Origin of the sequence: Bradyrhizobium sp. 40 (assembly GCF_023100925.1) — a bacterium.
GTDB lineage: Bacteria > Pseudomonadota > Alphaproteobacteria > Rhizobiales > Xanthobacteraceae > Bradyrhizobium.
Window position 1 is genome coordinate 6490205 of record NZ_CP064688.1, and the last position, 12170, is coordinate 6502374.

The window sequence follows — 12170 nt, forward strand, 5'->3', positions numbered from 1 at the left end:
GGTTTGGGTCTGTTGTTCTACGTTACCCACACACCGCATGAGCTCGCCTGCGTGTCTCGTACGCGCCCGACCAAGGCGGTTGTCACAGGTGAGTGACCAAGCGTAACGCCGCCGCTCCGCACACCGTCCTTTGAATATCGAACACAAAATGAGACGGAGAACGATCATGACACTTTGGCGCAGCCTTTTCGTCGCCGCGAGCCTGCTGGCGGCCCCCATCAGCCTTGCTCACGCACAGACCCCGCAAACGGTGAAGGCCAAGAACATCGTGCTGGTACACGGCGCCTGGGCCGACGGCTCGAGCTGGTCGGAGGTGATCCCGATCCTCCAGGCCGCAGGCCTCAACGTAACTGCCGTGCAGAATCCGCTGTCGTCGCTGTCGGACTCCGTCGAGGCGACCAAGCGCGCGCTGGCCGAGCAGGATGGTCCAACCGTGCTGGTCGCGCATTCCTGGGGCGGCACCGTCATCAGCCAGGTCGGCAACGACCCGAAGGTCACTGGCCTCGTCTATGTCGCCGCCCGCGCACCCGATGCCAACGAGGATTTCGTCGCCCTGTCCAAGCAATTCCCCGCGGGACCGGTGCGCACCGGCGTCGTCGAGCGCGACGGTTACACCAGGCTCTCGGAAGACGCCTTCCTGAAGTATTTCGCCAACGGCGTGAAGCCGGAGCAGGCGAAGGCGCTCTACGCGGTGCAATGGCCGACGGCCGCCTCGATCTTCGCCGGTCGCACCACAGAGGCGGCATGGCATTCCAAGCCGAGCTGGTACGCGGTGTCGAAGAGCGACGACACCATCAATCCCGATTTCGAACGCTTCCTCGCCAAGCGCATGAACGCCACCACGATCGAGCTCGACGCCGGCCACCTCTCGCTGGTGTCTCATCCGAAGGAGGTGGCGAATTTGATCCTGGAAGCGGCGGGGTATGGGCGGAGCTGAGCGGCGCTTGTCATGGTGCAAGGGCGCCTGAGTGCTCAGGCGCCTTTTGTTTTGCTCCGCTCTCTCCCCAACGTCGTCCTGGCGAAAGCCAGGACCCATTACCCCAAGGGGATGTTTGGCGAAGACTCCTCGTCCGGTACTCACACCACGAACAATCGACAGACCTCGCGGTATGGGTCCTGGCTTTCGCCAGGACGACACCGTTGGTGTGATGCGTAGCGTCCTAATCCAGCCCCTGCGCTGCCGGCATGTCCTGTGTCGGCAGGATGGTTGGAGCAGGTTTGGCCAGACCGACGGTTGGAGCAATGACCTGCGGCGCGGCCTCGGCGGGCTTTGCCGGCACGGCCGCCACGGTCTGCGTGGCAGGTTGAGCCTGCGCTGCCGGCTGCGTGGCCGGCTCGGCCGGCTTCGCCGCTGTGACCGGCATCTCGCCGCGCGGCGGAGCCGCCTTGGGCAGCGGCACGGAGCGGCTGGCGACATGCGGGATCGGGGCCGGTGGGCGGGGCGGACCACTGCGGATCATCGTCGGCGGCGGCAGCGCGCTTTGCGGCCGGTAAGGCGCAACCGCAGGCTGCTCGTAGCCGGGCGCCATGCCGTAGGCGTCGGCAGCCGGCATGAAGCGCAAAATCCTTCCGTCGCGGGCATCGATCACGAGCCGGCCGTCCTCCCCGCGGCGGTCGATCACTGCGATGGTGTAGACACCGCCGCGCAGGCGCGGGATGCCCAGTGGAGAGAAGCCGTTCTCGCGCAGCACCGCGTAGACCTCGGTCGACGGCAGTAGCACCGGGGCCGGCCCGCGTTCTTCGTAGCCATAGCTGTAGCGCGGCGGCGGCGGCGCGGCCTCCGGCGACGCATAGGGGCCGTCGAAATCCGAGACCGCGATCATCGCCCCTCGCGCTGGAACCTGCGCTTGAGCCGCGGTCGCGGCCAGCGCCAGCGTGGCGGCGGCCACACATCCTGTGAAAAACTTCATGGTCAAGACGCTCCTGTCAGGCCCCGGATGGATCGCGCTCTTTCGCTTCTTGCGGCGTGGCGCGTCTTCCAGAGGGTTGATCCGAAGTTTCATTGGGGATTCCGGCGTCGGCGGGGCCGGATCAGGGCGTGTTTGCTTCTAAACCGGGGCCGCGCAACTTTTGGAAAGCGATCGATTGATCTATGGGGAATCGGGACTTGCGCGCGCTTGTGTGATAGACAAAAATTTGGCAAGGTGACGGTTAGGACAGGAAGACTGTCTCAATTTTGCTTGCGGTTCCGGCATAGGGATTGCAACGAAAGTCGGTGCTTTCGAGCGCCAAGAAGGCAACAGGCAAAGCCGTTCTCGGGGACGAAGAACGCCTTGGCCTGAATTTAAGAAAATGCGGCTCGCGAGCGGACGAGCGGTGACCCAGAAGCGGGTGCCGCGGGACGCCCAAGGTGCGCCGAAGATGGCGGTGAGGCAGCTTGCCGCATGGAGAGGACGAGAACATGAACGGGTCGCAAGTCGAGCGCGGAAACATCGTGGCAGAACAACTGTCGGCGACGATCGCCTCGAAAACGGCCGATCCGATTCAGGAACACAATTCACGGCCGCCGGCCGTAGGCCTCTACGATCCCAGCCTGGAAAAAGATTCCTGCGGCGTCGGCTTCATCGCCAACATCAAGGGCCAGAAGTCGCACGAGATCGTTGCGGACGCGCTCAGCATCCTCTGCAACCTCGAGCACCGCGGCGCCGTCGGCGCCGACCCGCGCGCCGGTGACGGCGCCGGCATTCTGGTGCAGATCCCGCATGCTTTCTTCAGCCGCAAGGCGAAGGAGCTCGGCTTCGCGCTGCCCAATCCGGGCGAATACGCCATCGGCGCCTTGTTCATGCCGCGCGACACCGCGTGGCGCAACGTCATCAAAAGCATCATCGCCGACCAGATCAAGGAAGAGGGCCTGACGCTGCTCGGCTGGCGCGACGTGCCGACCGACAATTCCTCGCTCGGCGTCACCGTGAAGCCGACCGAACCCGCCTGCATGCAGGTGTTCATCGGCCGCAACGGGACCGCCAAGACCGAGGACGATTTCGAACGCCGGCTCTACATCCTGCGCAAATCGATCTCGCAGGCGATCTATCAGCGCCGCGACCGCGGCCTCGCCGGCTATTATCCCTGCTCGATGTCCTGCCGCACCGTGATCTACAAGGGCATGTTCCTCGCCGACCAGCTCGGCAAGTACTATCCCGATTTGCACGAGAAGGATTTCGAGAGCGCGCTGGCGCTCGTGCACCAGCGTTTCTCGACCAACACCTTCCCGGCGTGGTCGCTGGCGCATCCCTACCGCATGATCGCGCATAACGGCGAGATCAACACGCTGCGCGGCAACGTCAACTGGATGGCGGCGCGCCAGGCCTCGGTGAGCTCCGAGCTGTACGGCAAGGACATCAACCGGCTCTGGCCGATCTCCTACGAAGGCCAGTCGGACACCGCCTGCTTCGACAACGCGCTCGAATTCCTGGTGCAGGGCGGCTACTCGCTGCCGCACGCCGTCATGATGATGATTCCGGAGGCGTGGGCCGGCAATCCCTTGATGGATGAGAAGCGCCGCGCCTTCTACGAATATCACGCAGCCCTGATGGAGCCGTGGGACGGCCCCGCCGCGATCGCCTTCACCGACGGCCGCCAGATCGGTGCCACGCTCGACCGCAACGGCCTTCGGCCGGCGCGCTATCTCGTCACCAAGGACGACCGCATCGTGATGGCGTCCGAGATGGGCGTGCTGACGATTCCCGAGGACCAGATCATCACCAAGTGGCGCTTGCAGCCCGGCAAGATGCTGCTGGTCGATCTCGAGCAGGGCCGCCTGATCCCCGACGACGAGATCAAGGCCGAGCTCGCCAGAAGCCATCCCTACACGGAGTGGCTGGAGCGGACCCAGATCGTGCTGGAAGATCTGCCGAAGGTGCCGACCACCGGCGTGCGCTCCAACCTGTCGCTGCTCGATCGCCAACAGGCGTTCGGCTACAGCCAGGAAGATATCACCATCCTGATGACGCCGATGGCCTCCACCGGCGAGGAAGCCGCAGGTTCGATGGGCAACGACACGCCGATCTCGGCGCTGTCGGCCAAGGCCAAGCCGCTGTTCACCTACTTCAAGCAGAACTTTGCGCAGGTCACCAATCCGCCGATCGACCCGATCCGAGAGGAGCTGGTGATGAGCCTCGTCTCCATCATCGGACCGCGGCCGAACCTGTTCGACCTGCAAGGCCTAGCCACCACCAAGCGCCTCGAAGCGCGCCAGCCGATCCTGACCGACGCGGACCTCGAAAAGATCCGCTCGATCTCCGAGGTCGCTGAGTCGCACTTCAAGTCGCGCACGCTGGACACCACCTTCCACGCCGGCCTCGGCGCTGCAGGCATGGACCAGGTGCTGGACGAGCTCTGCGCACGCGCGGAGAGCGCGGTGCGCGAGGGCGTCAACATCATCATCCTGTCCGACCGCATGGTCGGCACCGACCGGGTTCCGATCCCGTCGCTGCTGGCCTGCGCCGCCGTGCATCATCATTTGATCCGCACGGGATTGCGCACTTCGGTCGGCCTCGTCGTCGAATCCGGCGAGCCGCGCGAAGTGCATCACTTCGCCTGTCTCGCCGGCTACGGCGCGGAAGCGATCAATCCTTATCTGGCGTTCGAGACCATCATCGCGATGAAGGACCGCCTGCCCGGCTCGCTCGACGACTACGAGATCGTCAAGCGCTACATCAAGTCGATCGGCAAGGGCCTGCTCAAGGTGATGTCCAAGATGGGCATCTCGACCTACCAATCCTATTGCGGGGCGCAGATCTTTGACGCCATCGGCCTCAAGGCGGAATTCGTCGGCAAATTCTTCGCCGGCACCCACACCCGCGTCGAGGGCGTCGGTCTTGGCGAGATCGCCGAAGAGGCGGTGCGCCGTCATGCCGACGCGTTCGGCGATGCCCTCGTTTACAAGACTTCGCTCGATGTCGGCGGCGAATACGCCTATCGCAGCCGAGGCGAGGACCATGCATGGACCGCCGAGTCGGTGGGGCTGCTGCAGCACGCCGCGCGCGGCAATTCGCTGGAACGCTACCGCGCTTTCGCGAAGATCCTCAACGAGCAGTCGGAGCGTCTCCTGACGCTGCGCGGCCTGTTCCGGATCAAGAACGCGGACGAAGAGAAGCGCAAGCCGATACCGCTCGACCAGGTCGAGCCGGCCAAGGACATCGTCAAGCGTTTCGCCACTGGCGCGATGAGCTTCGGCTCGATCTCGCGCGAGGCGCACACCACGCTCGCGATTGCCATGAACCGGATCGGCGGCAAGTCGAACACCGGCGAAGGCGGCGAGGAAGCGGACCGTTTCAAGCCGCTGCCGAACGGCGACAGCATGCGCTCGGCGATCAAGCAGGTCGCCTCGGGCCGCTTCGGCGTCACCACGGAGTATCTCGTCAACTCCGACATGATGCAGATCAAGATGGCGCAGGGCGCAAAGCCCGGCGAAGGCGGCCAATTGCCCGGCCACAAGGTCGACGCGACCATCGCCAAGGTCCGGCATTCGACGCCGGGCGTCGGCCTGATCTCGCCGCCGCCGCACCACGATATCTACTCGATCGAGGATCTGGCGCAGCTCATCTACGACCTCAAGAACGTCAACCCGGATGGCGCAGTCTCGGTCAAGCTCGTCTCCGAGATCGGCGTCGGCACCGTGGCCGCGGGCGTCGCCAAAGCGCGCGCCGACCATGTCACCATCGCGGGCTTCGAGGGCGGCACCGGCGCTTCGCCGCTGACCTCGATCAAGCACGCCGGCTCGCCGTGGGAGATCGGTCTCGCCGAAACCCACCAGACGCTGGTGCGCGAGCGGCTGCGCAGCCGCATCGTGGTGCAGGTCGACGGCGGCTTCCGCACCGGGCGTGACGTCGTGATCGGCGCGCTGCTGGGCGCCGACGAGTTCGGCTTCGCCACCGCGCCCTTGATCGCGGCCGGCTGCATCATGATGCGCAAGTGCCATCTCAACACCTGCCCGGTCGGCGTCGCGACCCAGGACCCCGTCCTGCGCAAGCGCTTCACCGGCCAGCCCGAGCATGTGATCAACTACTTCTTCTTCGTCGCCGAAGAGGTCCGCGAGATCATGGCCTCGCTCGGCTTCCGCAGCTTCAACGAGATGATCGGCCAGGTGCAGCTGCTCGACCAGACCAAGCTGGTCGCGCACTGGAAGGCCAAGGGGCTCGACTTCTCCAAGCTCTTCGTCAAGCAGAAGGAAGAGAAGGGCCAGAAGATCTATCACTCCGAGCGCCAGAACCATCATCTGGAAGCGGTGCTCGATCGCACGCTGATCGAGCAGGCGACGCCTGCGCTCGACCGCGGTGCGCCGGTGAAGATCGAGGCCAAGATCAACAGCACCAACCGCTCCGCGGGCGCGATGCTGTCGGGTGCGGTCGCCAAGATCTACGGCCATGCGGGCCTGCCGCATGAGACCATCCATGTCAGCCTCAAGGGCACCGCGGGCCAGGCCTTCGGCGCGTGGCTGGCGCAAGGCGTCACCTTCGAGCTCGAAGGCGAAGCCAACGACTATGTCGGCAAGGGCCTCTCGGGCGGCAAGATCATCGTCAAGCCGCCGGCCAACAGCGGCATCGTGCCGGAAGAGAGCATCATCGTCGGCAACACCGTGATGTACGGCGCCATTCAAGGCGAGTGCTACTTCCGCGGCATCGCCGGCGAGCGTTTTGCCGTGCGCAATTCCGGCGCCGTGGCGGTGGTCGAGGGCGCGGGCGACCATTGCTGCGAATACATGACAGGCGGCATCGTGGTCGTGCTCGGCAAGACCGGGCGCAACTTCGCGGCCGGCATGTCGGGCGGCATCGCCTATGTGCTGGACGAGACCGGCGACTTCGACAGGCTGTGCAACATGGCGATGGTCGAGCTCGAGCCGGTGCTGTCGGAAGAGCTGATCAACGCCGGCACCTATCATCACTCCGGTGACCTCGAGGCGCACGGCCGGGTGGACGTGTTCAAGGACCTGCTCGCCTCCGACGTCGAGCGGCTCCACGTCCTGATCACGCGCCATGCCAAGGCAACCGGCTCCAGGCGTGCCGCCGACATCCTGGCCAATTGGAAGGACTGGCTGCCCAAATTCCGCAAGGTGATGCCGGTCGAATACCGGCGCGCGCTGCGCGAGATGGCCGCCAACGCGGACGCCGAGCCGAAAATCGCGATCGGGGCCTGAGCATCACACCCCGTCATTGCGAGCGTAGCGAAGCAATCCAGACTTTCTCCTCCGATGCGGACTGGATTGCTTCGAAGCTCACGCTCCTCGCAATGACGACGAGAGAGAAACACAACGAATTTAAGCGGCAGGGACTTCGGGTTTAATGGGCAAGATCACGGGTTTTCTCGAAATCGAACGGCATGACCGCAAGTACACCCCGGTCGCCGAGCGCGTGAAGCATTTCCACGAGTTCGTCGTTCCCCTCTCCGAGAAGGAAACGCGCGACCAGGCCGCGCGCTGCATGAATTGCGGCATCCCCTATTGCCACGGCACCGGCTCGGTCTCGCCCGGCACGCCCGGCTGCCCCGTCAACAACCAGATCCCGGACTGGAACGACCTCGTCTATCAGGGCAACTGGGAAGAAGCCTCGCGCAATCTGCACTCGACCAATAATTTCCCGGAGTTCACGGGGCGCATCTGTCCGGCGCCGTGTGAAGCCTCCTGCACGCTCAACATCGACGACAACCCCGTCACCATCAAGACAATCGAATGCGCGATCGTCGACCGCGCCTGGGACAATGGCTGGCTGAAGCCGGAAGTGGCGGCCGTGAAGACCGGCAAGAAGGTCGCGGTGATCGGCTCGGGTCCGGCCGGCATGGCCTGCGCACAGCAGCTCGCGCGCGCCGGCCACGACGTGCATCTGTTCGAGAAGTTCGCCAAGGCCGGCGGCCTGCTCCGCTATGGCATTCCCGACTTCAAGATGGAAAAGAACGTCATCGACCGCCGGGTCACGCAGATGGAGGGCGAAGGCGTCACCTTCCACTACAACAGCCATGTCGGCGTCGACGGCAATGTCGACCCCCGCGAAATGCTCAACGAGTACGACGCCGTGGCCCTGACCGGCGGCGCCGAAGCGCCGCGCGACCTGCCGATCCCCGGCCGCGACCTCGCCGGCATCCACTACGCCATGGACTTCCTGCCGCAGCAGAACCGCCGCGTGTCCGAGGAACCGTTGAACGGCGTCCAGGAGATCCTGGCCGGTGGCAAGCATGTCGTCGTCATCGGCGGCGGCGACACCGGATCCGACTGCATCGGCACCTCGCTGCGCCAGGGCGCGCTCTCGGTGACCCAGCTCGAGATCATGCCGGCCCCGCCCGAGCACGAAAACAAGGGCCTGACCTGGCCGAACTGGCCGCTGAAGATGCGGACGTCCTCCAGCCAGGCCGAAGGCGCGGTCCGCGAATTCGCCGTGCTGACGCAGAAGTTCACCGGCGAGAACGGCAAGGTCAAGAAGCTGCATTGCGTGCGCGTCGACGACAAGTTCAAGCCGATCGCCGGCACCGAGTTCGAACTCGACGCCGATCTCGTCCTGCTCGCGATGGGCTTCGTCCATCCCGTGCACGAGGGCCTGCTCAAGATGCTCTCGGTCGAGCTCGACCCCCGCGGCAACGTCAAGGCCAATACGCTCGACTACCAGACCTCGCGTCCGAACGTGTTCACGGCCGGCGACATGCGCCGCGGCCAATCGCTGGTGGTCTGGGCCATCCGCGAGGGTCGGCTGTGCGCCCGGTCGATCGACACGTTCCTGATGGGGAAGACGGATCTGCCGCGGTAGCTGCTCGGCTCGCTGCCAGATTCACAAAACGGTGTCATCGCCCGCGAAAGCGGGCGATCCAGTATTCCGAGACAGTTGTGATCTACCGAGAAGCCGCGGCGTACTGGATGCCCCGCATTCGCGGGGCATGACAGCGGAGTGGGTGGCGAGGGCGGCGGGCCTCAGCCCAAGACGTGCGGAAAGTGCTGCGCGTCCCACTCGTCAAGCCGGAACAGCACCTTTCCGTATTCGAGAAGCTTGTCGTTCGGTCGATAGGGACGCGTCGAAACTTCAACGTCCGATGCTACTTCACTTGGCATTAAGTGAAAATGTTCGTTGGTCTCACTCAGGGCGAGCAGTTTTTTGACGAGAAGGTCGCGACCTTCGGGATTGAGCCATAGCTCGAATTCACCAACCGAATTGATGTCTAGAGTAATTCGAGCTGCCACGGCGGCCTCCTTCTAGTTCTGCAGCCTCACCCCGACCATCACCACGGTCCCCTGCGAACTCGAACCCGGCTGGTTCGAATCCAGGATGTCGTGGCGGAGCGTGCCCTTGATCCAGATGTTGCGGTTGAGCTTGTAGATCAGATTGCTTTCGAACGAGTAGGTCTTGTCGTTGCGATTCTGGCCCTGGTAGTCGTAGGTGCCGTAGGTGAACTTGCCCACTGCCGTAAGCCAGCGGCGGAAGTCGTGATCGACTTCGGCGGCGTAGGTGTGCACCAGCACGCCGGAGGAGCCGGGGATGGTGGTCTCGGCGATCTGCGTGTCGGTGGCGAATTTCACCGTGGTCAGGCCGCTTGCATTCCAGATCAGCGAGCCCGAGGTCAGGAAGCCCGCGAGCTGGCTCAGGCGCGGATCGACATAGTTGCGCGCGGAATAGCCGACCGAGACCTCGCCGGTGAGGATCCGCGAGAACTCGAAGGACGTGCCGACCTTGGCGTAGCCGCCGTTCGAATCGCGGAAGAAGCCGTTGCGATCGGCGGCCCGGTCGTGGACACGGGTGTCGCCCTGGATCTCGACGAACGGCTTCAGGCCCGGCTTGAGATCGTAGGAGAAGCGCCCCACGCCGCCATATTGGTTGAAGTCGCGGTCATCGTTGCTGAAGGTCGAGCCGTCGGTGAGTTTTGAGTTGGTGTAGGCGGTGCGATCCGCGGTGGCGCCGGCCGCGACCTGGAAGCGGTTGAAGGTCTGGTCGAAGCCGACGGTCGTGCCATAGGTCGCGTAAACAGGATATTTCTGCAGACCGGCCTGCACGTTCGGGCTGCCGGGATTATCGGTGGCGAGCCGCAGGCGCAGTTGCGTGGTCAGCTTGAGATCGCGATTGACGTCGATGCGGCCGTCGACATGGCCGTTGAAGTCGGGGCGGTCCACCTCGACCGGCGAGGGCGAGGCAAAGCCGTCGATCGTCGCCGGCATGTTGTTGGTGTAGCCCGAGAACGAGCCGCGCAGATCCGCGACCAGCGCGTGGCGCTCCCAGTCGGACGCCACGAGGAGATCGGGCGCGACCACATAAACCGGCGAGCCGACCGGCTTGCTCAGACGCGCCGGATTGGTGTCGTAGCCGGTGGAGAGCTCGAGCCCGCCCTTGATCAAGAAGCTGCCGGCATAGTCGCCGACCGCGCCGAATGCATCGTCATCGATCTTGAGGCGGCGGCGCAGCGGCTGGCCGGGCACGTTGCCGGCCATCGCCGGGGCGACCGGAGTCTTGTGCGCCGTCTCGGAGGGCGGCGGCGCGATGCGTGGCGGGCCGAGCGTTCGCTCCGGCGTCGCCGGCGGCACCGGCGAGCCGGGGCCGACCGGACGCTTCGGCTTCGCCTGTCCGGGATAGAGCTTGGGCTGCTGTCGCTTGCGGTTGAGCGAGTCGTAGCCGGAAGCGCTGGCGCCATTGGCGGCGGGCAAGCCGTAGATCGGGACCTGACCGGTCGGGCTTTGGTTGGTCGGGTTTTGGCCCACGCGCGCCGGCGTCTGTTGGCGTTTGCGCAAATCGGCGTTGGGATCGGGCAGTGTCGGCAGCGCATCCGACGGTGCCTGCGGCACGCCCGCGGTACGGCGCGTCGGCAGCGTGTCGGGCGAGGCGAAGCCACCGCGGTTGGGACTGAACAGGTCTGGGGTGAGGCTCTGGGCGGCCACTGGGGCGCTTCCAAGGACCGTCAGCGCAAAGCACGGCAAAGCCGCGCGCAGGAAATGCGCGCGTTTGCTCCGGCTCGTGCCTGGAGACGACCCCACGATGGAAGAACTCCAACGAAATCAAACACTTTCGCGATCGCCCCCACCGATCGGCGGGAACCATCGTTAATGGAGTTAAAACAATTATGGTTAACGACCGGTTGAGGGCTGGGGAGCCCTCGTCGCCTCGAAGGCCCTGGCGTGCTAAGCAGACGCCAACGGGCAAACGCCCCTCCTCCCTGGACCAGAACATGCCGAGTTCGAAACCGCTGATGACCCAATCATCCGGCCCCATTCCCGACAGCGTCGAATCCGCACTCCGCACCCTGGAAACGGAGAGCGGCGGTATCAACGCGCTCGCCGCCGCCCTGCGCGGCCCGCTTGGCGCGAGCTTCGCCAACGCGGTCGATCTGATCCGCAACGCAAAGGGCCGCGTCATCGTCACCGGGCTCGGCAAGTCGGGCCATATGGGTCGCAAGATCGCGGCAACGCTGGCCTCGACCGGCACGCCCGCCTTCTTCGTCCATGCCGCCGAAGCCGGTCATGGCGACCTCGGCATGATCACGCCCGACGATGTCATCATGGCGCTGTCCTGGTCCGGCGAGCAGCCGGAGATGAAGACGCTGGTGAACTATTCGGCACGGTTCGCCATTCCCATGATCGCGGTGACGTCGAACGCGGCGTCCTCGCTGGGACAAGCCGCCGACATCGTGATCGAGCTGCCGAAGGCGCGCGAGGCCTGCCCGCACAATCTGGCGCCGACCACCTCGACCCTGATGCAGGCCGCGATCGGCGATGCCATTGCGATCGCGCTGCTCGAAGGCCGCGGTTTCACCGCGCTGGAGTTCGCGCATTTCCACCCCGGCGGCAAGTTAGGGGCGATGCTGAAATTCGTCCGCGACTACATGCGCACCGGTGCGGAGATCCCGGTCAAGCCGCTCGGCACCAAGATGTCGGACGCGGTGATGGAGATGTCGGCCAAGGGTCTCGGCTGCGTCTGCATCGTCAACGATGCGGCAGAGGCCGTCGGCATCATCACTGACGGCGATCTACGCCGCCAGATGCGGCCGGACCTGCTGGCGGCGTCGGTCGACGACATCATGACCAGGCAGCCAAAGACCGTGCCGCCCTCGATGCTCGCCACCGAGATGATCGAGGTGCTTAACACCCGCAAGATCACGACGCTGGTCGTGACCGAGGCGGACAAGGTGGTGGGCATCGTGCACCTGCACGATCTGCTGCGGGCGGGCGTGGCTTAAGACACGCTTTCTCCGCTCGTCATTGAGAGCGC

Annotated in this window: 7 protein-coding genes; 4 read left to right on the forward strand and 3 right to left on the reverse strand. The window is 65.0% G+C overall.

The features are described 5' to 3' along the window. Positions 1-166 precede the first annotated feature (166 nt). Complete coding sequence (locus IVB40_RS31105; RefSeq protein WP_027565529.1) at positions 167-937, forward strand: alpha/beta hydrolase; 771 nt, start codon at positions 167-169, stop codon at positions 935-937. Between the two features lie 223 nt (positions 938-1160). Here IVB40_RS31105 and IVB40_RS31110 read toward each other — a convergent pair whose 3' ends face one another. After that, positions 1161-1910, reverse strand: a complete 750-nt coding sequence (locus tag IVB40_RS31110; protein WP_247817259.1) for a hypothetical protein — start codon at positions 1908-1910, stop codon at positions 1161-1163. Positions 1911-2401: 491 nt separating this feature from the next. Between IVB40_RS31110 and gltB the strand changes: the two genes are divergently transcribed. Next, positions 2402-7135: a glutamate synthase large subunit gene (gltB, locus tag IVB40_RS31115; protein WP_247817260.1), complete on the forward strand. Its 4734-nt coding sequence runs from the start codon at positions 2402-2404 to the stop codon at positions 7133-7135. A 145-nt stretch (positions 7136-7280) separates the two neighbouring features. Next, positions 7281-8732, forward strand: a complete 1452-nt coding sequence (locus IVB40_RS31120; RefSeq protein WP_247817261.1) for a glutamate synthase subunit beta — start codon at positions 7281-7283, stop codon at positions 8730-8732. Between the two features lie 161 nt (positions 8733-8893). Here the strand turns inward: IVB40_RS31120 and IVB40_RS31125 are convergent, their stop codons facing one another. Together IVB40_RS31125 and IVB40_RS31130 are read right to left on the reverse strand one after the other, a co-directional pair. Beyond that, a complete protein-coding gene (locus IVB40_RS31125) occupies positions 8894-9160 on the reverse strand; it encodes a hypothetical protein (protein WP_211396829.1) in 267 nt (88 codons plus the stop codon). A gap of 12 nt (positions 9161-9172) precedes the next feature. Next, the gene (locus IVB40_RS31130; protein ID WP_247817262.1) at positions 9173-10939 is read right to left on the reverse strand and encodes an outer membrane beta-barrel protein; all 1767 of its coding nucleotides are present in this window, start codon (positions 10937-10939) and stop codon (positions 9173-9175) included. Positions 10940-11130: 191 nt separating this feature from the next. Between IVB40_RS31130 and IVB40_RS31135 the strand changes: the two genes are divergently transcribed. Next, positions 11131-12138 (forward strand): KpsF/GutQ family sugar-phosphate isomerase, encoded by a 1008-nt coding sequence (locus IVB40_RS31135; protein ID WP_247817263.1) that lies wholly within the window; start codon positions 11131-11133, stop codon positions 12136-12138. Positions 12139-12170 lie beyond the last annotated feature (32 nt).